Origin of the sequence: Leptolyngbya sp. Heron Island J (genome assembly GCF_000482245.1) — a bacterium.
Classification (GTDB): domain Bacteria; phylum Cyanobacteriota; class Cyanobacteriia; order Phormidesmidales; family Phormidesmidaceae; genus Leptothoe.
The window spans coordinates 15,189-40,925 of the sequence record NZ_AWNH01000025.1; the positions used below are offsets into that span (position 1 = coordinate 15,189).

At 46.8% G+C, this 25,737-nt stretch carries 25 protein-coding genes and 1 pseudogene; 8 read left to right on the plus strand and 18 right to left on the minus strand.

What is annotated here, in order from left to right; genetic code table 11:
• Positions 1-28: 28 nt before the first annotated feature.
• The 4 genes from N836_RS47885 to N836_RS47900 all read right to left on the minus strand — a co-directional run bounded on the left by N836_RS47885 (position 29) and on the right by N836_RS47900 (position 5,103).
• Positions 29-1,387, minus strand: a complete 1,359-nt coding sequence (locus N836_RS47885) for a cytochrome P450 (protein ID WP_023071824.1) — start codon at positions 1,385-1,387, stop codon at positions 29-31.
• 27 nt (positions 1,388-1,414) lie between these two features.
• A complete protein-coding gene (locus N836_RS47890) occupies positions 1,415-3,289 on the minus strand; it encodes a lipoxygenase family protein (protein ID WP_023071825.1) in 1,875 nt (624 codons plus the stop codon).
• A 361-nt stretch (positions 3,290-3,650) separates the two neighbouring features.
• Positions 3,651-4,577, minus strand: coding sequence for an EamA family transporter (locus N836_RS47895; protein WP_023071826.1), 927 nt, complete (start codon positions 4,575-4,577; stop codon positions 3,651-3,653).
• A 109-nt stretch (positions 4,578-4,686) separates the two neighbouring features.
• On the minus strand, positions 4,687-5,103 hold the full coding sequence (locus N836_RS47900) for a VOC family protein (RefSeq protein ID WP_023071827.1): 417 nt from the start codon (positions 5,101-5,103) through the stop codon (positions 4,687-4,689).
• A 109-nt stretch (positions 5,104-5,212) separates the two neighbouring features.
• Between N836_RS47900 and N836_RS47905 the strand changes: the two genes are divergently transcribed.
• Positions 5,213-5,704 (plus strand): MarR family winged helix-turn-helix transcriptional regulator, encoded by a 492-nt coding sequence (locus N836_RS47905; protein ID WP_023071828.1) that lies wholly within the window; start codon positions 5,213-5,215, stop codon positions 5,702-5,704.
• A 31-nt stretch (positions 5,705-5,735) separates the two neighbouring features.
• On the opposite strand, the gene N836_RS47910 is transcribed toward N836_RS47905, so the two are convergent.
• Positions 5,736-6,353, minus strand: coding sequence for a hypothetical protein (locus N836_RS47910; RefSeq protein WP_023071829.1), 618 nt, complete (start codon positions 6,351-6,353; stop codon positions 5,736-5,738).
• 92 nt (positions 6,354-6,445) lie between these two features.
• On the opposite strand from N836_RS47910, the gene N836_RS47915 reads away from it, so the two are divergent.
• The gene (locus N836_RS47915) at positions 6,446-7,054 is read left to right on the plus strand and encodes a TetR/AcrR family transcriptional regulator (protein WP_031292155.1); all 609 of its coding nucleotides are present in this window, start codon (positions 6,446-6,448) and stop codon (positions 7,052-7,054) included.
• 95 nt (positions 7,055-7,149) lie between these two features.
• Here the strand turns inward: N836_RS47915 and N836_RS47920 are convergent, their stop codons facing one another.
• The 9 genes from N836_RS47920 to N836_RS47955 all read right to left on the minus strand — a co-directional run bounded on the left by N836_RS47920 (position 7,150) and on the right by N836_RS47955 (position 12,928).
• Positions 7,150-8,136, minus strand: coding sequence for a Vgb family protein (locus N836_RS47920; protein WP_023071831.1), 987 nt, complete (start codon positions 8,134-8,136; stop codon positions 7,150-7,152).
• Positions 8,137-8,150: 14 nt separating this feature from the next.
• On the minus strand, positions 8,151-8,933 hold the full coding sequence (locus N836_RS47925) for a glucose 1-dehydrogenase (RefSeq protein WP_023071832.1): 783 nt from the start codon (positions 8,931-8,933) through the stop codon (positions 8,151-8,153).
• A 33-nt stretch (positions 8,934-8,966) separates the two neighbouring features.
• Positions 8,967-9,407 (minus strand): MerR family transcriptional regulator, encoded by a 441-nt coding sequence (locus N836_RS47930; protein WP_023071833.1) that lies wholly within the window; start codon positions 9,405-9,407, stop codon positions 8,967-8,969.
• Positions 9,408-9,632: 225 nt separating this feature from the next.
• Entirely contained in the window at positions 9,633-9,965 is a 333-nt protein-coding gene (locus N836_RS47935) for a hypothetical protein (protein WP_023071834.1), read from the minus strand.
• An 80-nt stretch (positions 9,966-10,045) separates the two neighbouring features.
• The gene (locus N836_RS47940) at positions 10,046-10,324 is read right to left on the minus strand and encodes a hypothetical protein (protein WP_023071835.1); all 279 of its coding nucleotides are present in this window, start codon (positions 10,322-10,324) and stop codon (positions 10,046-10,048) included.
• A gap of 128 nt (positions 10,325-10,452) precedes the next feature.
• Positions 10,453-10,917, minus strand: a complete 465-nt coding sequence (locus N836_RS47945; RefSeq protein WP_023071836.1) for a GNAT family N-acetyltransferase — start codon at positions 10,915-10,917, stop codon at positions 10,453-10,455.
• A gap of 286 nt (positions 10,918-11,203) precedes the next feature.
• Complete coding sequence (locus N836_RS47950) at positions 11,204-12,199, minus strand: hypothetical protein (protein ID WP_023071837.1); 996 nt, start codon at positions 12,197-12,199, stop codon at positions 11,204-11,206.
• 49 nt (positions 12,200-12,248) lie between these two features.
• On the minus strand, positions 12,249-12,395 hold the full coding sequence (locus N836_RS76415; RefSeq protein WP_161634947.1) for a hypothetical protein: 147 nt from the start codon (positions 12,393-12,395) through the stop codon (positions 12,249-12,251).
• 50 nt (positions 12,396-12,445) lie between these two features.
• Entirely contained in the window at positions 12,446-12,928 is a 483-nt protein-coding gene (locus N836_RS47955; RefSeq protein ID WP_023071838.1) for a hypothetical protein, read from the minus strand.
• Positions 12,929-13,331: 403 nt separating this feature from the next.
• Here N836_RS47955 and N836_RS47960 point away from each other — a divergent pair, with 403 nt between their 5' ends.
• From N836_RS47960 to N836_RS47970, 3 genes are all read left to right on the plus strand, one after another.
• Entirely contained in the window at positions 13,332-14,261 is a 930-nt protein-coding gene (locus tag N836_RS47960; protein WP_023071839.1) for an AraC family transcriptional regulator, read from the plus strand.
• A gap of 511 nt (positions 14,262-14,772) precedes the next feature.
• Positions 14,773-15,264 (plus strand): DUF4079 domain-containing protein, encoded by a 492-nt coding sequence (locus N836_RS47965; protein ID WP_023071840.1) that lies wholly within the window; start codon positions 14,773-14,775, stop codon positions 15,262-15,264.
• Positions 15,265-15,447: 183 nt separating this feature from the next.
• Complete coding sequence (locus N836_RS47970; protein WP_023071841.1) at positions 15,448-17,058, plus strand: flavin monoamine oxidase family protein; 1,611 nt, start codon at positions 15,448-15,450, stop codon at positions 17,056-17,058.
• 250 nt (positions 17,059-17,308) lie between these two features.
• On the opposite strand, the gene N836_RS47975 is transcribed toward N836_RS47970, so the two are convergent.
• Positions 17,309-18,094: a hypothetical protein gene (locus N836_RS47975; protein ID WP_161634949.1), complete on the minus strand. Its 786-nt coding sequence runs from the start codon at positions 18,092-18,094 to the stop codon at positions 17,309-17,311.
• Positions 18,095-18,102: 8 nt separating this feature from the next.
• Between N836_RS47975 and N836_RS78165 the strand changes: the two are divergent.
• A pseudogene (locus N836_RS78165) lies at positions 18,103-18,222 on the plus strand (IS110 family transposase); the annotation flags it as partial.
• A gap of 196 nt (positions 18,223-18,418) precedes the next feature.
• Here N836_RS78165 and N836_RS47985 read toward each other — a convergent pair.
• On the minus strand, positions 18,419-18,919 hold the full coding sequence (locus N836_RS47985; protein ID WP_152532099.1) for an NUDIX domain-containing protein: 501 nt from the start codon (positions 18,917-18,919) through the stop codon (positions 18,419-18,421).
• A gap of 991 nt (positions 18,920-19,910) precedes the next feature.
• Here N836_RS47985 and N836_RS47990 point away from each other — a divergent pair.
• Positions 19,911-22,589 (plus strand): inverse autotransporter beta-barrel domain-containing protein, encoded by a 2,679-nt coding sequence (locus N836_RS47990; protein WP_023071845.1) that lies wholly within the window; start codon positions 19,911-19,913, stop codon positions 22,587-22,589.
• Positions 22,590-23,072: 483 nt separating this feature from the next.
• On the opposite strand, the gene N836_RS48000 is transcribed toward N836_RS47990, so the two are convergent.
• Both N836_RS48000 and N836_RS48005 read right to left on the minus strand, forming a co-directional pair.
• Positions 23,073-23,552, minus strand: coding sequence for a hypothetical protein (locus tag N836_RS48000; RefSeq protein WP_023071847.1), 480 nt, complete (start codon positions 23,550-23,552; stop codon positions 23,073-23,075).
• Between the two features lie 170 nt (positions 23,553-23,722).
• On the minus strand, positions 23,723-24,646 hold the full coding sequence (locus tag N836_RS48005) for a LysR family transcriptional regulator (protein WP_023071848.1): 924 nt from the start codon (positions 24,644-24,646) through the stop codon (positions 23,723-23,725).
• A gap of 122 nt (positions 24,647-24,768) precedes the next feature.
• Between N836_RS48005 and N836_RS48010 the strand changes: the two genes are divergently transcribed.
• Positions 24,769-25,656 (plus strand): SDR family oxidoreductase, encoded by an 888-nt coding sequence (locus N836_RS48010; RefSeq protein ID WP_023071849.1) that lies wholly within the window; start codon positions 24,769-24,771, stop codon positions 25,654-25,656.
• The last annotated feature ends 81 nt before the right edge of the window (positions 25,657-25,737 follow it).

Below are 25,737 nucleotides of genomic sequence, written 5' to 3' on the forward strand. Positions count from 1 at the left end.
TCAACAGATTCTTGAGCTTGGTGTTTGATTAGGCTTTAGCTATAAATCCCTGTAGCTCTAGTTCATTCGGGGTGACAGCTGTAACTTTTTCAAGGTCCCATTTCACTTCTGTAAACTGTTGCCACTGGTGCTGCTTCAACAGATACATGCAAAACACTTTAATTAACTCGATGGATAGAGACTTCCCCGGACAGACTCGCTCATGGGCATCACCATTCCATGACAGCAGATCAGAAAAATCTCTTGTGACTGAAAACTTATCTGGATTTTGATATCTGTTGGCATCACGGTTAGCCGTAAAGATGGAACCGAGTAAGCGTGTTCCCTTATGGAAAGGACATTTCTGACCGCTTACTTCTAACTCTCCTGCTTCTGTAGCGAGCTGACTGACAAAACGGACAGGAGGATATAGGCGAGCGGTTTCTAAAATAACATTGTTAAGGAGGGTTGCTTGTTGAAGACAACTGCCAGTCAATGCGTCTGTGCCTGGCCAGAGGTTTTCGATTTCTTGCCTTACGTCTGCTTGGAGAGAGTCATTTAAGCATAAGACACCGATGACAGACCCCATAAGAGCGCTAGTTCCTGCTGTGCCAGCAATATGAATCATATCAAACAGACCATTGGCAATCTGCTCGGGGGTAAGCTCATACTGTTTGCCGATGTCCACATAGGTCGCCCATTTGGGAGAGGTTTGATAGCGTTGGGCTAGCTGTTTGCGATGCTTTAGAATAGGACCTGTTTTAAAGGCCAGCAGTCCACGACTGACAAAATTGGGCAAAGAGGCCAGGGGTAAGCCTTTGATGTAGGCGCGTGAGGCAGTGACTTCCTCCTCAGTCAGGGAGATTTCGAAGACTAGATGGTGTAAGATCTTCACCATAAAGCGGGGTAGATCGTCCCCAATGTGTAATTTCCCCTGTTTTGTCGCATCGCCTAGAAAACGATCGATATAACGTCCTAAGTCATCTGGCTGTTCCAATGGGTTGGGCAGAGCCTGCTTAAAGATGGCTCGCATGCCGGTGTGCTCTTGGCCATTCATACCCAGGCTTAAGGGATGATTGAGCATATATCCCGGATCGATGATTCTAATAATACCCAGGTCGTTACTGCGGACTTGGGGCTCAACCTGCATCAGCTTTTTGACTTGGGCATGATCGGCATGCATGATGGCATGGTCAACGGCAAAAAAGGTGTCGCCGATATGTTCTTTTCGAATATAGAGAAAGTCTCGCCAGGCTTTGAGGATGGTAAATCCTTCTTTGTAATAGGACTTGAGGCGCAAGAGTTTCCCAATGGTGCTGTTGTAGCCTACTTTTGCCAGTCTCTGAGAGAGTTGAATTTGGCGGTCGTGATCCTTGAGTACTTTTTGCGTCAGTGTGGTGATGTCCATGATGGTTTTCAATGGTGTGTGCGTGTTCTAGATATTGATGCTTTGGGGAATATTTTTGGGTAGTAAATACTCGTAGGGAGACCGATCGCGATTACGCTCATGGATAATATCTGTAATCTCTTCGAGACGGTTTTGAAACTGTTCTAGCGGGATTTTGATATTGGCATCCTGGAAATGATTTTTCTCGTACTGTCCTAACTGTGTGAAGTGGACAGAGCCTAGCAGATGCAATAACTTAAGTTGCTCCTGCGCTTGGTCGATGGGGGGTAATAAGCTCAGGTAGTTTGCTTGAGTGGTGTGCTCTCCGAGATTTTCTAATGCGGCATAGCCAGCGGTTGGCATGGCTGGGGCGTAGCTCATGATTTCCTTTTGGGGGAAATTGACTGCTGCATGTTGGGCGCTAGCGGTGAATATAATCAGCGTGATGGCGTCAATCAGATATGCAAGGGTTTGGAGCTGCCCTTCGGCTTCGCCGAATTCTTGGACGCGACCGCCATTGTGGGCGCTTAGTTCCTGTGCCCATGCCTGTAGAGCGTTATCCTGCTGAACGGCCGCATCATTGGCATAGTAGAGGCTGAGATAGTTTTCGGCCCAGTCATGAATGGCGTCCCAAATTAAGATGCTGTCGTCACGGTAGGGGTAAATGGGGAGGCTATCTGTATCGTCTACTCCGCGCTGCTGAAGTTGTTTGGGTAACATGGCGGAGTTAAAGCCGTAGGTCTGGACGCCGATGACAGCAAATACTCGCGAGGTATCGATGGTGGCTGAGAGAATCTTGTTGACGCCACCGCCAGGGGCGATCAGCTTGGCTTGGGCTTCGTTATTGATGGCTAGCATGCCCTGGAAGTGGGGGCGGAGCAGGAGGCTGAGGGGATGGTCGTCGGATAGTTGGCGGTGGGTTGCGATCGCAAATGGTCCAATCAACAAATGAGTACGTGCCAGATGGGTGACTGCCTCATGGAAATTAGCATCAGCAATCTGCACCATGGTCTTTGCACAGAGCCAGGCATAGGGATTTGATTGCGGGGTATAAAGAGGAAACTCCTCGGGATTTTGCCCACATTGAATTGCTACTGGCCGCAAACGGCGATCGCCCGTTTTTGCTACAGCAAATAACGCAAGTGGCGCGTAGAGATATTTCTGCGCCTCAGGAAATGAACCGTTGATGGCTCCATCCAGAATGCCATAATCAGCTAGGTATAAACGTCCTTCAGCATAGGCATCGGCCAGGGAATCCGTTTCTCCCATGCCCCCTTTGTACAGAGTCTCTGTGATGGGCAGACGAGCATCCGGTGTTGACAGCCGCTTGATCATGACTGGATTTGGCCCGGCTACCTGCATTGATGCAAACACCTCATCGGTTTCGTAGGTGTAGGCGATGTCTGGTAAGTCAATCGTTTGAAACAGAGCCTGAAAATCTTTAATGTCCTGGCCGCGCCCTACAGGCGCATCGAGTTTTAACTTCTGTTGCACATTGGCGGCAAAATCTCGTAGAAAATCGCCATTGACACTCTGAATAATCTCTTTGATCAGGTTTTCTAGCTCTTCTGCCTTTAAGGATAACCGCGTAAATAGAATCCTGGGTATAAACTTTGCTCCCTGCCAGAGGATTTTCAGCCGAGACCTCACTGAATAGTCTGCTAAAGTCTCCTGAAAAGTCTCTATGAGAAAGGCTTTAACATCGTCTGCGGCTCCTGATTTACCTTGATCACCTCGATTGACAATAATCGTATTAACCAGTATTTCAAAACCAACTTTAGCCACCATCAAACGCCATCGCGAAGAAAATTGCTCTTCCTCTGATAGCTTATCCACCATAGCTATGGGCGGAATATGGGTATAGTTGTATTGATATTCTAAACGTTTTTTATGTTGGTCTGGGTTGGAGTAGCTTGCAGTCATGGGCGGTCCCCCCTGAACTGTTGTGATCGCAATTATTGAAAAATGAAGTAGGTCATCCTAATCAGTTATTAGATATCGATTGCCCCTTCAGTCTCCTCAGCTTGAGGAAACTTGAACTTAAAGCCTCCAGGATTGAGGGTTTGGGGCAAAAGCCAAGCCGTTTAACAGCTTGGCTTTATCTTAAAAAAGATTAAGTTCGCTTACTTGGTACAGGGATTAGACAGCTCTCTCCATAAAAGAACTGCCTGATTGTTAGATACAGGAGACCCAACCCAAATTCCGCATCATCATATTTCGGAAGAACGTACTTATGAAACAAGATGAGTCAGTATTGAGATCCGTGCTGAGATCTAACACGACATCAATGCTGTGCTCTGGTGTGTTTCATGGCTCGCGGCTGGTGGGGTGTACGTAATGGAGTGGCCCGAGCAGCGGTAATCTTTTGTCCTAGTAAAACGCTGGAAAAGATAATTGCCATCCCGCAGACTTGAATGGTCGTTAAGGTTTGGTGGAGCCAGAGGAATCCCAGTAAGGTGGCCATGACTGGACTGAGCAAGCCTAGATAAGAAGCGGCTGTAGCAGAAAGCTGCCCAATCCCTCGAAACCAGAGTAAATACGCTAACCCTGTGCCTACAGTGCCTAGATATATCAAGCCTTGCAGGTGCGTTGGCGTTAATTCGGTAAAGGGACCTTCTATGATTAGGGCAACTGGGAGCAGTAATGCTCCGCCCATTGTGAGTTGCCAGGCTGTGAATGCCAGCAGGGAAACGGGAGGTTGCCAGCGTTTAACTAAGACGGTGCCGAGTCCCATAGTAGCGGCTCCAGCTAGAGCGGCGAGAATACCCCAGGGATCTAACTGAGCAGACGGGCCGAGCACGAGCATCGCGATTCCTATAAAACCGGCGATCGCAATGGCAATAGTTCCTTTAGCGGGCTTTTCTTGCAAAATTAGCCAGGAGAATAGGACTACTAGTAAGGGCTGAATCGCGCCAGCGGTGGCGGCAACGCCACCGGGTAGGCGATAGGCGGCTACAAACAACAACGCCTGAAAAATACCGATGTTGAGTGCGCCCAGCACCAGAATTCTCCACCACCAAATGCCGTGGGGTAATTTCCGGAGGGCAATGGTTAGTAAGAGACCAATGGGGAGCGATCGCAATGCTGCAACGAGCAGCGGATGCCCAGAGGGCAAGAACTCTGTTGCGACAATGTAAGTTGTTCCCCAAGCCAGGGGGGCCAGCGCTGTCAGCGCAATATCTCGCAGTTGAATAGTTGAGTGTTTCATCATTGGATATGCAGAGAATTAACGAAGGTAGTGGACACTGAAGGGATTGCCCCCATCTATAGCCTCAACCTGAGGCTGTAGATGGGGGAGGAGTGATGGGGGAATGGAGGGATTATTTAAGTGCGGGGGCCTCAGGTAGCGGCAGTTGGGTGAATTCGAGGACATTTAGGTCTGGATCACGGATAAAAATCGATGTTTTTCCATCGCCAAATGTGACGGGTCCTTCGGTGATTTGGATGTTGCAGGACTCTAGAAAGGCTTGCGCTTTCTCAATTGAAGCGACTGCGATCGCATAGTGGGTATAGCCGGGATATCGTTTGTCCACATCCATCAGAATGTTTTGTCGGCCATTGTTGTGATCTCCAGTTGCAATCAGATTAATCTCAACTCCACTGGGATGTTTAACAACAAAAACCTGTTCTTTCTTATCTTGCCGAATGACATCAAATCCAAGGGTTTGATAAAACCCCATAGATCGATCTGCGTCCATGACCCGAAGACCGATATGGTCAAGCTTTTGAATTTGCATAACGTCCTCCGTAACACTAGGACAGTGCTGCGCGTCCTTTGTCTTGATATAAAGATACTCGATTTAAAGGTAGATATCAAGTATCTTTATATAGAGATATAATCAAGCCATGACTTACGATCAAATCGACAAAATTTTGACCCAGTGGCGGGATGAAACGCCCGACCTGGATCTTTCATCCCTGGCGGTGATTGGCCGTATCTTGCAGCTTGCTCGCCTGCTGGAAAAGCACCGAGAAACGGTGCTAGCTGATTTTGATCTAAATCTTTGGTCCTTTGATATGCTGGCAACGCTGCGGCGACAAGGACCGCCTTACCAGCTCAAGCCGACCGAGCTTTATGGTTTGCTGATGCTGTCTTCAGGGGCAATGACCAACCGCATCGATCGCCTTGAAAAAGCGGGATGGGTGACGCGGTTGCGCGACCCCGACGATCGGCGCAGCGTCATTGTGCAACTGACAAATCAAGGGATGGAATACGTTGATACAGTTATGCCTGTATTGTTTGAGCGGGAAAATCGGCTGTTAGATGATTTGAGTCAAGCTGAAACCGCAACGCTGATCACTTTGTTGCGCAAATTTCTGGATACAATGAGCCGCTAGCTTAATGCCATCATATTTACACTACGGTGTCCTACCGGCGATCCCTTGGATGGTAAGGGGTTTCGTTTAGTAAATGGCTGACGAGTAACTTCAGAAAAAACAAGGGTAAGAACCATTCCAGGCCTGGTGTGGGTGTGAAGAGATAGCGATCGCACAGCAGCGCTAGACTATACAATCCCAAGGCAACTGGGCGTTGCAGGTATAGCGGACTGGCTAAAATCAGGCCAGCTGCTAGTAACAAATAACTCGACACTCCAGCAAAAAAGAGCCCGTCTGCTCCTCGAAACAGCCAGGCTACCAGGCCAATATGCAACAAATGCACCCCAACAAAGGTCAAATGCTGTCGCCATCCTTGCCCCGGACGGTGATACCAGCGCTTGGCGGCGGCGGTGGCATTGGTCAACACGCCTCCAACTAAGTCAAACCCTAAAATTGCTATCAGGCTCAGTTGCAGAGGGCTGAGGCCCAGCGACAGGGTCAAGGCATAAAGGGGAGCTGCGATCGCAGTGGCCACCGACGGCACTAGCTGCAGCACCAACTCCGCCCGAGTTGCCCCCGGTCCAATCAATCGATCTAGCTGCCCTTGCCACCCCGAACGAGGCACGGGCTGGAGATAAGACACATCAGACTGCATGAATGCTGGCTCCATAAATGCTACCTCATAACAGTTGTTATGCAATAAGATAACAACTGTTATGATATGCTGTCAACACGGTTCCATAACTAAAGTTGTCAATGCCTATGGCTCAAAATGACCGGCGGCTTGAAGTTTCAGCGGCGGCCTGGCGAGTGATTGTTCGAGAAGGGCTTGACCGCGCCAGTATGCGAGCGATTGCCCAGGAGATGAATTGCACAACGGGGGTAGTGACCCATTACTTTCGCAATAAACAAGAATTGATCTTATTTGCTCTGCATCAGGTGACGGAGCGGCTGCGGGGCAGGATGGAAAGTGCGATCGCTAGCTGTTCTGGAGCTGATCGTCTAGTGGCGATGCTGTCCGCATTTCTGCCTGTTGATCCAGAACAGCTAGATATTTTGAAGGTATGGGTGGCGTTTCTGGGCTATGCGGTTGGGCGCGAGCAGCTGATGGCAGAGCATCAACAAAGTGCTGGGCAATTGCGACAAGTCGTGGTTCAAGAATTGGTGATGCTTCAACAACAGCAGGAAATTCGGGCTGACATCAACCCAGAAATTGAGGCGAATGTGCTGTTGGCATTGGTGAATGGTATCAGTCTGGACACTTTGATTCAATCACAGCGGCTAAGCCCAGAGCGGCAAGCGGCCATCTTACACAGCTATGTGGAGGGGCTACGCTCCAGTCCCGACTTGCGATCGCCCGTTCCTTTTTAGACACTAGCGGTTGTATTCAGCGGATGCAGACTGCCTAACGATAAGGGCGAGTCAGTTTCGCTGTAACACGGTTGTTATGGGGCGATTGCCCATCTCTACAACAGCTTAAATCGACGCACGAAGAAACGATCGGGAACTTCGGTTTCTTGTCCTGGTCTCAGACGATGGCGGATCTGGGACTCAGTAACCCAAATCTCTTGTCCAACTAGCGTCAGATTAACGGGTGACTTAAGATCAGAGGCTAATGTCTCAATTGGCGTTGGGTTCGTTCCAGGTGCAAAACTATTGATGCGTAAAAGATGACCATTACCGCTTGTAGCTGCGCCTTCGGTTAGAATCAATGAACCATCAGGGGCAAATTGCATACCATCTGGATTCTCCAGCAATCTTTCCAAAGGAATCTCTTCAACTGTTGGAGATCCACCAAGTTGAGGCATCACTTTGAATAGAGTACCGTTAGAGTAATTCCCTACAATGATGACCCCATCCACTCTCCGTGCAATTCCAGCCAGTCCAATGCGCTCGGCTCGAAACCGCTCATCAATTACCCAAGTCTGCAACTGGCTTGTTCCCGGAGCCAAGTAGTGAATCCGAGCCAGAGTGCTGTCGGTGACGTAAACACCACCATCTGGATCAATGGCCAGATCATTGCCGAAACCACCCTCCGGCATAAAAATTATCTGCAGCACATTACCAGAACGAACATCGATGGCAAAGATACGCGGTGGGCGATGAACAGTCTCCCCATTGGCGCTACGAGTTCCCAGGAAATCAGGCGAACTGCCCCAGAGAATACCGCGTGGTTGATCAAGTCGTAATGCGGTGGCGGCAAATACCTCATTATTACCAGGGAAAAATATCTCGGTCTTGCCGTCAGGCGTGATGCGCAAAATCTGTCCACTGGTAATGGAGCCAATATAGAGTGTGCCGTCACTGCCATGGGAAATACCATTGGGATACTGAAAACCAGCAGGTAGTTCGATCGGCTCTAGTTCCCTTGCAGAGGCGGCAATTGGTTGATTGGAGGACAGCACGATCGTACCCGCACATCCTAAAACTAAAAGAAATTCTCGTCGTTTCATTGCATTACTCCCTTTTAAGCGACGCGATGTCCGGGAATGGCATATCCGCCATCCACAGAGATGGTTTGTCCAGTGATGTATGAGGCGGCATCAGAGCAGAGCCACAGTACGGTTTTTGCCACTTCTTCGGAACTACCTAACCGTTTGATTGGAATGTGGTGAGTGAAGGCTTGCACAACGGCATCCTTTGGGTCGTCGGGATTGCCAAAGCGACGAAACATCTCCGTATCAATGATGCCGGGATTGATATTATTGATGCGAATGTTGCGACTTGCGTAGGCCAAGGCGGCAGGTCTGACCATGCCATCCAATCCACCTTTACTGGCTGAATAGATTGTAGAACCGGCTAACCCACCTTTTGCTAGCCAAGACGATGTATTGACAATCGCGCCTCCGCTTTCTTGTTTGAGCATTTGTTCAATTTCATACTTCATGCAGAGCCAAACTGCTTTCAGGTTGATCGTGATTGTGTGTTCCCAGTCGCGTTCTGTTAGCTCGGTGATGGGGGCAAATTTACCTTCTGTTCCGGCGTTGTTGAAGGCGAAATCCAGGCGACCGTGATAGTCGACTACTCTTTCGATCAGTGATTGAATCTCATCAGAATTTGCTACGTCTGTTTTCATAAAGTGAGCCTTCCACCCCAAATCATGGATTTGAGCAATCACATCTTGGCTTTGCTCTTCACGTCGCGCTGCAATGACTACTGTTGCCCCCTGTTTGGCAAATGCGATCGCAGCCGCTCGACCCATGCCAGAACTACCCCCAGTGATGAGGGCTACTTTGCCTTGAAACTTCATTGCTGAGTCTCCTAATCTAAATGAAGGTGAAAATTATTTGTGCAATTTGCTGTCTAGAGACTTCTCAAGATGATGTTTCCAGAAAATACAGCTGTGATCATTTTCACCAGTTGCTTCCAGTTGTTTGTAGTGTTCAATTTTCAAGTCAATCACTTGCAAATGATGAGTCAGTTCCTCTAAGTGTTGTTTGACTTGATTGCGGTGCTCCTCAAGTAACCCCCGTCGTCCACTAACTTCATTGGGCTGCTGACGAACTAAATCTGCAAAGGCAATCACTTTTTTGATTGGCATTCCGGTTTCCCGCAAACGCACCAAAAACTCTAGCCAAGCAATATCTTCGGCGGAGTACCGTCGATGTCCATTAGATGCTCGGTAAATCGGAGCTAAAAGCCCAACTTTCTCGTAATAACGCAAAGTATGGATACTTAGCCCTGTTGCCTCAGAAACTTGTCGGATGGTGAATTCAGTCGTCATGCCAACATCATAAAAGCTAGAGTACGCTCTAGGTCAATAGCCGGTTCGCATAAATTTCTACTGTGTGCTTAAAGTTTTGTGAGCGCCCCGCCATCAATCTCAAAAAGCAATCTCAAGTTAACTGAACCCTAGACCATTAATGGAAGAAATTCGGTTGCTATATCTCCACCCAGGACTTGTTCTATAACGTTAGCGAGGGATCGTCGGGTAAACGCCATACGTTTCTCACTGAGAGCCATCAACTTCCCATTTGTTGGGTACTTGGCCCCTTTCATAACAACTCTTTAAATAGGTTAAAAAGTCAGAGGTAATCCCTGCTTTGTCTGCACGATGTAACAACTCAAGATCGTCAGCGACATATGAACAAATCTCATGGTGCCCCGTGATTTCTGACAGTTTCACAAAAATATCTTCTATATTAAAAGGCTGGTCTAGTTCTGGAACAGCTTCACTCTGTATCCCCCAAGCATCGTCAAAGGTGCCCGAATCGCGTTTGTCCAAAATCTCATCAAGCTCTGAGGAACTTAAATGCACTAAATTTTCGATGAGCTTGTCCATAGATTGGAGATACAGCTAAACAACACTGTTTCAGTCCAAGGTGTTCGGTGATTCGCGTAATTAGATTGCCCGCTGCCTCATTACCCATCCCATTGGTTGAGTGCCCATTCAATTACGTAACGCCCTTGTTGTGCAGATACAGTTTGCTCAAGTTCAAAGTAATTCTGGATGCTCTGAGCCATTTTCTCACAGTGCTCAGAAGTAAAGGTCCTGAAAGCCTGGCCATCCACATTGCTGCCAAAGGTGTCTGTAAGCAATTCATAGCCATCTTGCCCATTGCATTCAGTTTCTGGAAATAACTCATAGACAGCATTGGCTATGCCATTAGGAACTGATTCATTAAAGTAATCTTCACTCATGAGTCAATTCAACGTGTATTAGGTCTGTTTTTTTCTCTATATTCTGGCTAACGTTGTCCATCACTCGCCGCAAATCGCCTCTGTAGCATAATCTATAACTTCTATAGGGTCGGTGTGCATGGGCAACGTTAGTATGGTGGTAACTTCTTCACCATCTGTAAACATGGGTTTCCTTCCCAAAGATTCAAAAATTCTTCAAGCGGCTTAAACCCTACTGACTCATAAAATTTTCTAGTCTTGGCATAGTTAGGATCTTGACTAGAGGAGCCTAGCGTTTTGACTTGAAAATACTCAACTCCCAATTTTCGTAACTCCGCTTCAGCAACTTTTACAAGCTGTCGCCCAATACCTTGGCGGTGGGATTTGGGATGTACTGCCATCACATAAATCTCAGCTGCGAATTCATTGTGCTGTTTGAGCGCCAAGAATCCTACGACTTGTTTCTGACTCCATGCGAGCAGTGTTGGCAGACGATCAATTTCTTGAACATAATGAACAATTGCCGATTCGATTCCAAACCATCCAGGTAGAAGCAGCAGAATGGGCTCACACAAGGACGCCTGATCTAACTGAGGCTCCACAATCTCAATCATTGATTTGTCTCACACATTATCTATCTTGAAGCCTAAATGTCAACAAATGTCCCAACAACTGCATCTTTGCCAATCATTACACGATCCAATGTTGGATATTTACCAGGAACCTTCAAGGCACTACCCCAGCCCAAAAACGAAGCAGGCTAACGGTTTTGGTCAGCAGTTGCCAGTACCTTTACATTCAACCCAATTAGCTTCAAGCAAGCCGTTGTACCAGAGCGTGATACAGCACTGAATGCTGACTGAAGATCAATACACTGGATATACCTCAAACAACTACAATTCAAGCTTTGAGTCTTGCCAGCACGAATTTCCCCCGTTCCACAACTGATGGATATGAATCCTTCGACAATATCTCAGCAATTGGTAAAGCCTCCGTGCCAATACTGTCTAGCTTAGTAAGGAGCACATTCCCGGCCACCCTTCGAACTACTGGAGAACTGTCTCTAGCTGCTTTTTTAAGGGTTTCCAAGAACGATCGATTGACCTTTATTGCCCTCTCACCAAGAACTGGCTCATAACGTCCTTCACACCAACGAATATCTGTCCATACCCATTTTCGACCCTCGAACCATACCATACGCTCCTCTAACTGGCTAAGATACGCCTTCGCGCGAACCGCTGGTTGAACTGCTTCCTCAGAGATAGTCGATAAAAATTTATCGAGCACGGGCTTGCGACCTGCTTGTCCAAGAATTGAAGCAGCCGGACCGGCGGTGACCTCAACAAGCTTCGATGCCAGTCGCGACGGTATACCATCTATAGAAAGAAGACTTATCAATACCTCTAGATCCTCGTCCTGTAAGCGTCCCCAGGTATGCAAGTACGGCAAAATTGCCCAGAGTGTTTCTAGTATGAACTCAGGTTTGGTGTTAGCTGCTATCTGCGGGACATGCTCACGAGCTGCAGCTCGTACTTGCGGAACCCAATCGTTTAACCGTCGAAGAATCATAGCAAAAAGGAACCCATTCGGTGCACCTTCACGTAAAGAGCGCAATGCCTTTTCTCGTAGATACCCGTTTCCGTTGCAATGATCTAACCAAGGAATTAGCAAACGATGTTCACGGAGCGAGAATGACTTGGATCTTGAGTGCGGTTCTACATAAATCTCATAACGGAAGGTTCTTTCCCAATACTCTAGCTTGGAAATAGATAATAACGAGGTTGCATTTATATATTCAGATACTGCTGAAACTAAGTTGAGATGGCCATTGGCAGCATGTGCAAGATTTCGCACTGCATCCAAAACCCGATCTTTGTCTTCGTGTTGATTGGTCATTCTCAAGGCATAAGTTATAGTTTTCTCTATGTCAGATGCAAGGATTCCCTTAAATGAGTCCAGTTTGAAAGACGGGGTGATTATGCTGAATAACTATGTATTCGATGTGGAGCGATCGCACATCTCCAGATGCTTGACTGAAAGGTTCCGACAAGGGAGTTGCCGCCACGCTGACGCGGTGCAAACCCTTGGGCATAGGAACAGCCCGTGGCCGAGCAGTTGGACCACCAACCAGCGCGGTGCAGCTTAAGTTTTGGGTTTGTCCTTCTTTCCCAGCACCTTGATCGCCAAGATTCCTGCGCAGACGCCGGGAAACAGCAACAACAATCCCTGATAGAGCTCGCGCCCGCCGTGAAGAGGGAACAGGCTTGTCGATCCGGCGATACAGAGGAGGACGACTGACGACGTATAGGTGATTGCGATCGCGTCATACACGTTGTGGCGAATGTACCGACCGAGCCCAGCTCGCAGGTCCCGAAAGAACTCTTTGGTTGATGAGATGGTGTACGAAAAATCGAAAACAACCCAGATCCCTGTGATGATTCCCAGCCGCATCAGGAGATGAACGTAAGCAAACTGTCCTTCTTTCGGTGTATCGAGACCGTTCACCATCATGAAGCTGTTGATAACGGTGACGACCGAAAATGCGTCGGACACTCCTGCGACGGCGTTCTTTTCGGTGAAGAAGTGTTTGATCGCACTTATCACTTTTCGAGCAGAAAACGGCATGTTTATTCACCTTATGATCGACTCAGATGCTTGAATAGTGTGCATTTCTTTTAGTTTTTCTGTAACCTCTTCCAGCTTTTCAGCCTGAGAGAAGCTCAAGCTAGCCTGAGGCCAGGATCAAGTGAAACGCATACAGTTATGATCACATATTTGGGATGATGTGGGGCGATCGCACGGCTCCAGCTTCCTGATTGAGAACAAGGTTCTGAAAGTCAGCCTATGCGCATAACACAGCGGCGGTAGGTTAACATTGAACTTAGCATCAGCAACCTTGTCTGTCCACGGCAGTGGAGTGCTGGGCTACTGTAGAAGCCAACAACACTAATGCTCTTGTGTGGTGTAAATTGGTAAATCCTAATCGTAATGCTTATATTATCTGAATAGCCTTTGATAAGTAGACGCTGTGAAACAAACCCCTTCTGGAACTAAGAAACGGTCCTCAGGTAGCGCGGTAGCGATTGACTTCACCAAAGACAGCGAGATTTTGCAGGTTTTTCCCTCTGGCTCACTCCTTTCAAGCAAACCGGGGCAATGGAATGGGGTTCACCTGGGCTACTATCGGCACCGTCCCCATGAGCTTTCTGAAACTGTCTCCAATCAGCATTTGGTTTTAGTTCACCTAGAGACTCCAACCTGGGCTGAACAAGGATTAGATGCCCAGTTTCGGGAAAATCAGTTTCAGGTTGGCGACATTCTCATTGTTCCAGCCCAAATGCCCCACTACGCCCGCTGGGATACAGAGCATCGCTATCTGATTCTTAGTCTTGACCCAACCGCATTTCTCAATGCGGTGCAATCAACCGGAAGCTGGGATAGAGCTGAACTAGTGCCCCATTTTGCAACAGCTGACCCGTTAATTCATGGAATAGGATTAGCCCTAAAAGCCGAGCTTGAGTCAAGTGGCTTAGGCGGGCAGCTTTATGCAGACTCCCTCTGTACCGCGCTGCTCAATCACTTAATTCGCCATTACACTGCACAAAAACCAATACTCTCAGCTCAATCATGTGGACTGCCAAGCTATCGATTGCGGCAGGTGCTCGAATACATTGATGCCTATCTGGATTGCAAACTGTCTTTAGCTGATCTTGCGACTGTTGCTCAAATGAGTCCAAGCCACTTTACTCAGCTCTTCAAAAAATCGACTGGATTCACACCGCATCAATATGTGATTCAGCATCGCGTTGAGCGGGCGAGGCAACTTCTCGTTGAAGGGAAGCTAACAATCGCAGAAGTTGCCCTTCAGGTTGGCTTCGCCCATCAAAGTCATCTCAACCGCCACTTTAAGCGATGGTTTGGAGTCACGCCAAAGACGTTTCTTAAACATCTTCTGTAAGAACGTGCTAAAAATCGGAGAAATTGGCAAGAAATCAAGAGTTAATCATCTGCATACTGTAGATGCTCATTCAATGGTGGGCTTGACAGATTAGGGATATGCATGAAAATAAGAGACCGTTTTGAAGCTTGGCGATATCTGGTTCTCCTTACTAAGGCTACCGTGTACACACAAGTCGAGTAATGACTCAAGATATCGAGCCCTCATCCCCCAACCCCTTCTCCCCCAGGGAGAAGGGGAGCTAGTCTCAAAGTCCTTCTCCCCCAGGGAGAAGGATTTAGGATGAGGGCTAATGCAGAGCATGGAGCTGATTTCCAGTAGATCTCCTAGATGTGTGTACACGGTAACTTACTAAGGGGAACCGTTAGGGAAAGGTCTCGACATCTAGCGCTAGCAACCGCAGACCCCTCCGCCTTCGGCACCTTACTAAGGGGAGGATTTTGCTCAACTGTTTCTTGTCTGGGGTTTTATTTATGTGCAACCACCTGACGCTTAAATATTTGGTTCAGAAATGAATGGTTTACAGTTTGGAGGCTCACTTTCAGAAGTGATGAAGTATTGGCTTTATGCCATTCATCCAGCCTGGATGTGGGTTGTGCTTGTCTTGACAATTTACGCGCTTTACTTAGGATTACAGTCTCGTCGCACTCGAAAAGCGACTGGAGAAAAAAAGAAAACCTTAGTTAAACAAAAGTTTCCTCAAAGACACTATCGAATCGCAGCATTACTTTTAGCTCTTATGACAACAGGAAGTATCGGTGTTTTAGGGATTGAATATCTTAATAGTGGCAAATTATATATCGTCCCTCATACTATCGTCGGGCTTGTCATGACAGTCTTGATGGCTAATGCCGCAGCCCTAGCCCCCTTCATGCAAAAAGGAGAAGAGTGGGCACGTCAAATTCATATGGCTTTTGCATTCTCAATTACAAGTCTGTTTGGCTGGCAGCTTATTACGGGATTTGAAGTCATTTTAGAAATTATTGGTGAGTATAAGCCATAGAGGTTGGATGGTTTCTCCGTCTCAAAGGAACCAAGTGGATTAATGATTTTCAAGGGTGAAAGAACTCAATTAACACTATATTCATCAGCCTTGACAGAAACCTATCTGTGCGATCGCTAACCCTTTCACCAATAGCGACTCCTCTCTCATTTTGACTTGGAAAGCAACTTTGGATCACTACAAATGAATCAAGATAGTCGAACTTTTTTTAACGTCAACTCTTTATCCCCAATCAGTCGTCGTTGGCTTTTGCGAGGTGTTGCTGCTTTAGGTAGTGCAGCTTTCACATCTCGTTTTATTCACACAAGAGAGATATTGCATGCAAAGGCCTCTACAACAGCAATCAAGTCTACGAGTTTGCTGAAGGAACTAGATGCGACTCCTAATCCTAGTCAATCTTTGAAAGTGATAATTTTGGGGGCAGGAATGGCAGGACTTTGTGCAGCTTACGAGCTAGAAAAGCGGGGACATTCATGTGTCATTCTAGAGGCGGAGCGCAGTCATATTGGAGGACGAGTTCGTACCCTGCGCTTTGGGGATGGCCTGCATGGTGAAGTTGGTGCATCGCAAATCGCTAAGAGTCATGAGATAGCCCATCATTACATTAATGAGTGTGAGTTACAACTCCGTCCATCGGTAACAGTCAATCCTGAGGCATATTACTATCTACTCAACCAGCGGATACGGGCGAAGAATCCTGAACAGTTGAGCAGTCTTTATAATCTGACTGGTTCGGAGAGAGGATTGACGCCGGATGATGTTTTAGGAACTGTCATTGGAAGTCGTCTTTCTCAATTGAGCGAACAGGAGAAAGCTGAGATCTTTGCTCAGCAGATTCAAAATCCAGCCGTTCGCGAGATGGATAAGCAGTCTATGCTGCAGTGGTGTAAAGCATCTAATTTTTCAGACGATGCCATTGAAATGATGGCGGCGGCAAACGGTTTTTTAGGCGGTTTGATGTATTGTTCAGCGCTTAGTTTTGTTCGGGTAGGCGCAAATTATGGCGAAATGGAGGAAATCGTGGGTGGTAGCGATCGCTTCCCAACTGCTTTGGCAGACAAACTCAAATCGAAACCGAGAATGGGTTGTGAAGTCATTCGCCTAGAGCGAGATGATGCAGCATCCAAGGCGGCAGCTGTTTATGTAGAAGGAAATAGCATCAAGCGAGAAGTCGGAGACTTTGTTCTTTGTACGATTCCTTTCCCTGTTTTATCTAGGCTGGATAATCCCTTTTCTGCTGCTAAGCATCGAGCTATTCGGGAGTTTTCCTATGTCTCGGCTACGAAGGTACTCGCTGTAACGAATCGCCGTTTTTGGGAAATAGAGGATGGGATATACGGAGGGAGTACGTCGAGCGATTTACCCATCTCTACAGTCCATTATCCTTCAGATAATGCACAGGCCAAAACTCCTGCCATCTCGGCTGCTCCATCTGTTTTGCTAGCATCCTACACAACAGGTAATCTAGCCCGTTATTTAGCACACTTACCTGAGCAAGAGCGCCATCAAATCGTTCAGCAGAATCTCGCAAAGATTCATCCTCAGGTTAATCAAAATCAAACAATCCAGAGTATGAAAAGTTGGAGTTGGGACAATCACCGTTGGAGCTTAGGAGCTTGGTCTTTGATCAGGCCCTATCAGCAATTGAGTCTGTACGAACATGGGATTGTTCCAGAAGGGCGCATTCATTTTGCTGGGGAACATACATCAACCAATCAAGGTTGGATGCAAAGTGCGCTGGAATCATCGCTAAGGGCTGTTCAGGAAATATTGGTAGAAGCTAACAAAGCGTAATAACATTCCACCCATTAGGCACTTTTGTTGCCCAACGGGAAGTTGTGCGGCTGTGCAGCACTTTTCAAGTATAGCCAATATCTTTCGCTCAGCAGCACCAACGCAGTGTGTACGCTCAGCATGGGCGTGAACTAATTTGGCGCACGGATATGTAGCCAGCCTTAGATATGACGTGATGCTGAACCGCCCGGTGCGGACCCGCATACCGGGTGGTGTGAGAGGGGATTCGTGAGGATTCTCCCTATCCCGACTAGATCTTGCGTAATGTTGTTAAAAACTTTTCAATATCTTCCTTTGATGCCACCCCTTGGTTGACGGCTAGGAAAGACACTAACGTAAGCTTCTTGCCAGCATTTGCAGCTGCGTATACCTTATGGTGTCCATCAATAAGGTAGTGAGCCAAACACAAATGTTCCCAAATTTCTGGTTCACCTTCCCAAGTAGCTGGCCCCTTGATATCCAGAATCGACAGTGCCACCGCAGTTGGTTGTTTATTTTGCTGAAATTTACTTGCATACTCTTCAACCTGCTTATAGTCCAGCCAATTATGAGGAAATGTAGGAATCAGAAATTCAAATATACCCTGTCCATCTGAAAGTATTCGTTTTTCTAGGCGATAGTACTCGGTTTTAGGAAAATGAGGCATACCCCAAAAACCATCTACTCCCCAAAGAGAGACTTGTTCATGCGTAAAGTAGTCATTTTTATCACCAGGAGTTACCAGAATTGGGGCTATTCGCAATAGCAATACACGATACTCACCCATTGGAATAATCTTCTCTAGACTCGACAGAAAACCTGGATGAAGCGCATTAATACCGGAGTTCAGCTCATCTGCGACGTCCCGAGGGTTAATACTTTTGATAGCACCTTCCATTCGTTCAAAGAAAAACTCGCAGGTTCCGCAGACATTCCCAATGTGAAACGCTTTCTTACCATCAATCGCTAGATAGCGATCCCAATTATTGCCCTCCGTCATGAACGTCAATGGACTTTGAGATTGCTTTATTGTCTTTTCTACAATATCTAAAAGCATTCAGTGACAATCTATGGCGTGGGGAATTAGACTTAGAATTAACGATGCTGGACCCACTATGGGAGCACCTGGCAACTATTGAACGGAAATTAGAAATACTCGCAAAGCAGGAGATCCGTATCCAATTAGCCAACAACAAGATGATAAATTTGTGGGAACAAAAATAAGAGCCTCCATAGAAGAAAAATGCCGAAACCCACTTGACACGTTCACGGCTTCATAGCGGTCTAGCCTCACCGAACAGAGTTATCTCAACGTATCCACTCATAAACGTTATGTTCTGTTCCGTGTGCAGGCGTTTGTTAGGAGTCTGTTGACGACAAATCATCCTAGCTTTCCTTCGTTGATTACATTGGCGAGACCTACCGGGAAAAGCATCCCGGAGATCAATATCTCAGACATTGGCTGCCAATCAATTTCATACTGAGAACCTCCTTCCATAAGCGCAGTAACGGAAGCCAGTTCCGGTGTTATCTGGAGTCGGTATGCGATGACGATTTCATGACCAGCATGTCCTTCGTGCTCGTAAATATTTTCAAGAAACTGGGGATCGCCGTTGGTGCTAACTACTAGCCCAAACTCTTCATAGAATTCACGGACTAACGCCTCATTTGCTGTTTCGCCAAACTCAATACCTCCACCAGGAGGCCGCCAACCTTTCAGCATGTTTTGATCATCGTAAACAGGCATAACCAAAAGCTTGTCTTCGGCAACCGCGATGCCGATGGCAACAGCTCTGATACTTTGTTGGGGACGCCATTTCGGATAGGGCTGTATTTCTTCTGAAAACACTCTAAATCCAGATACGTTTTTGTAGATGCCCAACGTCGAGTTGAGCGGCGGTCAATATTTTAGCATTAATGTCTGGACCATAAATTCCGTCTGCTCCTGCGTAGGGTGTACGCCCAGCATGGGCGTGAACTAATGGGGTGCAAGTCCTCTATGGGGGGTGTTGTGTGAGGGGGGAATCGTAAGGTTTCTCCCTATCCCGATTAGGCGTCAAGGCCAGAAGCTTTGTCCGTGTCCGCCTCAGAATTAAACTGGAATCTCCTGCGTCAAGGAATTTATGAGCAGGACGCGGTCCCCCAAAATTATTGGTAAGGCATTGAAGCTGCAGCAAGGACCGACCCTTACGCTTGCCGGCTTTTAGGTCAATTTGAATATTTTTCATCCAAATCAAACCCTCATTCGTATTGATAGTCAAGTGGGTAAATATTGATTGATATAAGGAGGTTCACGTTGAACATCAAGGGTTGGTTTATGGAGCGCTTGCTTTGTGGTGGTTTGTCTAATCTAAATAGAAAACATTCGACAAGTGCTAAAAATTAAAGTCATCTAAGTTTAACTGTTATTCGTATCCATAACTGACAACCAATTGTGTTCTTATCCAGCTTTATGCATACGTGAGATTTTCACGTATGGGATTGCCATTGAAAAGCAATTGTTCGTCTATTTGTTGTGCCCTACCTGAAAAAGAATATTTAAAAACACACTTAAACTCCTCTGATAAAGGCGTTTAAGTGTGTTAATGTTCTCTTTTTTTAGCCTGCTCAGAAAGACAGATCTGCCGATTGAACCCTTCTCATTCTAGATTTCAAAAACAATTTTTTTCATGGTTTCTGGAATCTAAACAACATAAGTGGAAGTAATCTTCTGCGTGGCTCTTTAAGAACCTAAACACATCTAAAGAGTGCACCAATTTATTTAAACCAAATCAATTTCAAACCTGAGAGTTTTCTTTGGAGAAGACGCTGGTTTTGATGTGGTCAAGGTTCAAACATTTATAGTTCACAACAATTCAAAACAGGAAAATCCCATGACAGTCAATGGTGTCGCCATTATCCCCACACAGGATGTTAAAAATTTATCTCGTCTCTCGAAACGTTTTCAAAAGCTACGGATTACTGGCAATAGAGGCGTTAAGCGATGCCTGAGTTACTGCTTATCTTTAGCGAGTATATTGGCCATTTCAGCTGAAGCAATCGCCACACCGGTTTCCATCGATGAGATCGCTCAAACTCAGACTGATCAAGCTCAGACTGCCCAGTCCCCTACCCCAGAAACAATCCCAACAGAGACAGGAGCTGCTGCGCTCCGTCTGCAACCCTTCTTCAATCTCAACTATAATGAAGGTGCTGGCTTCACAGGCTTTAGCAGCTTTGGTGGTTTTCTCCCGCTGTTTCAAACACCGGGAGAAAATGTCACCTTTATTGATGGCCGTGTGAGTGTAGATAACAACGGTAATTTTGGCGGTGGCTTGCAAACTGGCTACCGAGCCCTGCTAAATGACAGCACAATATGGGGTGCTTATGCTGGACTCGATGCTCGCAGTACAAGCGATCGCACCTTTACCCAGGTGGGCATTGGCACTGAGCTACTAGGAGATAACTGGGACTTAACATTCAATGCCAACCTGCCTTTGGATAATGCCCGTCAGGTCGTTGACACCGAGACCCAGGTCATCAACCCTCAGTTTGTAGTTAATCAATTGGCGTTTGATGAGCAGCAAGTTGACCAGGTAGAAGCTGCTGTGACCACTGTGTCACTCGACGGTGGCCTTGAGCTGTTTGACTTTGGTGAGGAGAGCAGCTTGTGGGGGCGAGGCGGTGTGTATTATTTGGGGGGAGAAGCCTCTCAAAATAGTTTAGGTATTCGGGCCTCACTGGACTACCGCGTTCAAAACAACTTACGTGTTGGTCTAGGTGTTCAAAATGACGGCGTATTTGGCACGAATGCGGTCTTTTCAGTCAGTGCGTTGTTAGGAGCCTCGGCACGACGTCCATCTGATACGGAAGAAAATTCACAAGCGCGGCTGTGGGCCAGAGCAGGAGAACCCATTGCGCGGACCAACACTGTTTTGGTAGAGGAACGAACGGATGTTTCGATTCTCGAAGCCAGCATTGTTGCTATTAACCCAGAGACGAACCAAGCGTTTGTTTTCCATCATGTCGACCCGACTACAGGGGTTGCCACCGCAACGGGTACTTTTGAAGCACCGCTCGATACCATTGCCAATGCCACTAATATTGCCACAGCCAACGCCGATAACATTATCTATGTGCAGGCAGGTGATGCAGGCGGTGCCTTTACACTGCCAGATGGGGTAGAAGTGCGCTCCGTAGGGCCTACCCAACTGTTAAATACTCAGTTTGGGGAAGTGATATTGCCAGGATCTGGCAGCGGCAACTTACCGACAGTCAGCGGCACTGCAACAATCGGCAACACCACATTGGTCTCGGGCTTAGCGATTGATCCGGCTGGGGCAGATGGCATTGTGGCTAATGGTGAGGGTATTGCAATTGAAGATAATACAATTACCAATGCTAATATCGGTATTAACCTGCCCGACATTGATGGCCCGGTGGCGATTGTTCGCAATCAAATCTCGAATACAACTGACGATGGCATCTTCTTTGAAGACATTAACGGAACAGATAATGCAACAGTTACCGTCGCCAATAATACCTTGAACACAATTGGTGCAGCGGGCATTGAATTTGGCCTCATTGAGGGAGACGCTATCACCAATATCACAGTGGCAAACAATCAAATTACGGATGCTCAACTCGACAATATTTTCTTTGATGACATTGAGGCCAATGCTGTTGCCACGATTACAGTCTCAGAAAATGTGATTGATGCAGGAAATGTAGATCCGCTTGTCGCAGGGGGGGATGGCATAGAAATTGACACTATTGAAAATAATGCTAATGCCACCATTACCGTCGCCAATAATCAAATTAGCAATGTAGCTTTTGAAGGTATCGAGTTTGGTGACATTGAAAATGATGCGATCGCAACGATTACCATTGAAAACAATCAAATTATCAGTAATGAGACAGGGGTTGAGTTTGACAGTATTGAAAACCGTGCTAACGCGACCATTACTGTGACCGGCAATACGATTACTGTTGCTAATGAAGAAGGTATTCTCTTTGATGACATTGAAAACGATACCGTGTCCAACATTACCATTGCAGAGAACAACATTCTCAATGCAGGAACAGACGGCATCGAATTTGACGTTATCGAAGATAATGCTAATGCCACTATTAGCATCCTCAACAATCAAATCTCGAACGTAGGGGAAGAGGGTATTTTCTTTAATGATATTCAAGAAAATGCCACGGCAGCTATTACAGTGACTGGTAATGTCATCACCAATGCCGGTGATGACGGGATTGAACTCACCTTAATCGAAGACAATGCCAACGTCACTGCGACTGTGACCGACAATACGATTACCAATCCTGGCGCTAATGGCGTACGAATCGAGCACACGGCTGATACAGACTTCTGCCTGGCACTCGATAACAACAGTGTTACCACTCCTGGCGATGATGGCTTTGCATTCGTGAGCAATGGGGCAGGTCAGTTTCAAGTGCTTGACCGGGCAAATGTTACCGCAAGGAATGTTGGCACCTTTAACCCCGCTGATATTGACACCAATGCGGACTTTGTAGAGGGTACGGCGGGAGTCGCTCCTTGCCCCTGATGACTACCTTTGTGAGGCTTAATCACATAAGCTAAACCGCATCCAGATCCACAGTTTTTCTTCAAGTTAAAAACCTGGGTGTCAAATTGGACGTGGTTTAGCCACAACTCAGCTTTTTCTACTCTTCTTGAATGTCGCCTTTTGCTCTATTTAATGGAAAAATGCAGCTTCTCGAAGTGCTTCAGTAGTATTTTTCTGTTGTATTTGCTTTAGATACTCAATAGCCTTTATTACAATCTGAGGATCGTCGTATCTTAATCCGAAGTGTTCGTATGTCTCGGTAAGAGCCTTTTCGCGTGTGTAAATTGGTATTCCGTCAATGTATTCCATAACTTCATACTTTACGAAAGAGGGCTTTAGATTGCCATGATTTTGTCTGTCTAACGGTCCAAATCAGGAGCAGCAAATGACCTCTAACTCAGCAGCGGTAGCTACAAGCGTCTGCTGCATTTGACTTGTTATAGTGCTTTTTCAACTTGTCGCTTATCTTCTTGGACATTTCCCAGAGGCTACATACTCACAAAAACTCCTAGTTAATTCTTTTGAACCATAATTTTCCCACCATTTAATTACTCCTGGGCGAGATAGAAGGGTACGCATATCACGGCACCAACTTGCCCACAGTTCTTCTTCCACCAGGTTATTTCTATATTGATAGAATAGATTTTCGTATAAATTAAAAAAGCTGAACATTAACAAACTAAATCTTAAGCGTTCATCACTGTCCAAAGTCTCTAAAGATTTCTGCCCAGACCTAAAGATTCGTGTGACTTCTGCATCAGAACTAATACGTTCTTCAAGATTTCCAATCGAGTCAACAATTGCTTGATATGTAGCCCCCTTTGTTGCTTTTGTACTATCTCGAACTTGCCTTGCAAGATATACGAGAGATGCAATCACTGCAACAGTTTCTACTATTCCAGCAATCTCGCTAATAACTTGAAGAATTTCATTAGAAGGCATTTTACTTTACCTGAGTGTTAAAAAAATAAGCTTCTTCATGGCTTTCAAGACTTACATAGGTCACGAAGGAATAATCAGTCTAACCGGTGAAGTTGTTCTGCAGCAGATAAACTCAAAGGTTTTCAGTCACTTCTCTTGTGTCCGCACCAATGTAGTGTTAGGTGCGAACACTAATCGATCATGTGAGTGTGCTTCAACTCTGTCATCAGCGCTTGGATGAATTCGACAAACACTCTGACCTTCGCTGAGAGATATCGTTTCTGCGCATAGATCACAGCAATAGGAACGCCAGGGAGAGCGTACTTTTCTAAAAGTGGAACTAACTGACCGGCTGCGATCGCATCCCCAACAACAAAATTATAAAGCTGAATAATTCCAGCTCCAGCAATCGCAGCAGCCGTGGCGGTTTCAGCATGGTCAATGGTCAACGGTCCAGCAACATCCACAGTCGTGACCTGGCCATCCTGCTGAAACCGCCAGTCGCGCACCCGCCCCGTTTGCGGAATCACATGATTTATACATTGATGCTGCTGTAATGCTTCAGGCGTTTGAGGTTTGCCATATTTCGCTACATACGCGGGCGAGGCACAAACCACTTCTTTAGCCGTACCGAGTATGTGCATGATTAGGTTGCTATCAGGGCTGCTGCCAACCCGAACCACTGCATCAATACCATCCTCAATCAGATCAACGCGGCGATCGCTCAAGGAAATTTCCAATTTGAGCTCGGGATACTGCTCTACAAATTTGGGGAGGGCCGGCATAATATGCAGACGTGCCATAGACGGGATGAGATTAATCCGGAACACACCACTGGGGGTGGACTGCGATCGCCGCAGCGACAATTCTGCCTCTTCCAAATCACTTAAAATCTGCCGCCCAGACTCGTAAAAGCGAGCTCCGTCATCAGTGAGGGACAAACTGCGAGTTGTGCGATTTAGTAGTCGACTTCCCAGGCGATCTTCCAGTCGCTGCACAGCTCGGCTGACTGCCGAAGGTGACATACCGAGCTGCCTAGCAGCAGCTGAAAAACTGCGATGTTTGGCTGCCTGAACAAAAATCATAAGGCTATCAAGCCGTTCTCGCTCTGCCATTCCTAACCCTCAGTTTGCAAGTCTTTATTTATGCGTTTAGTGCACAAGTCTTTTGAAGATTAGCCTATTTTTTAATCTGGGCGCAAGGACTATTCTGAATTCATCGAGTTTGAAAGCAATACATGAACAACCAACTCAGAATTCTTGTCCTTGGTGCAACTGGCAAAGTCGGCGGCGAAACCTTACGACAACTCCAGCTGGCAGGAGATAATCAACCCATTGCCGCTGTTCGTTCTGCAGAAAAAGCCCAGGCATTACAAGCCCAGGGGTTTGAAACCGTAATCCTCGATTTGGATCAGCCGGATACCCTGGAACCTGCATTACAAGGTATTGATCGCGCCCTGCTGTTGACTGGCTACAGCGTGGATATGCTGCGTCAAAGTAAGCGTTTTCTGGATGTCGCCAAAGCAACAGGCGTGAACCACATCGTCCATATTGGTGCATCCACAGCCCCCACCAATGAAGTCGCCCACTGGGGCTGGCATCAAATGGTGGAAGCTTATATCGAGCAACAAGGCTTTAGTTTCGTTCACCTACGTCCAGAAGCCTTCATGCAAAACATCACGGGGCCTGGCTATCGCTGGCTCGATGGCAATGTCATTCGTCATTATGTGGGCAATGCACGCTGGAGTTGGATTGACTGCAATGATCTGGCGTTGGTCGCGGCCCATGCGCTGCGTGAACCTGAAAAATATGCAGGGCAAGTCATTCCGCTGGGGTACGATACCAAAACCTTTGCTGAAGTCGCCGCAATTTTAAGCCAGGTGACAGGCCAAACTATTCAAGCTGAAGCTCGTCCACCAGAAGAGTTTCTAGAAAATTCCTTGGCTGCGGGAGCTGATCCGGCTTATATAAGCTGCGTCTACACACAATTTAAGCTCAACGGCGAAGGCGCAATTCCTGATGCCGATGCAACCTTTGATAATTTTGAAACGATCACAGGGCGACCTCCGACAACCTGGCAGACGTTCGCAGAACATCAGCGAGAACAGCTCTTGGCAAATGCGTAAACCGGGACGTAGCGATCTCACAGTTTCAGCAGGGGCTTCTAGGGAGTGAGCCCATAATCATCTTCATTACAGGAATACTGA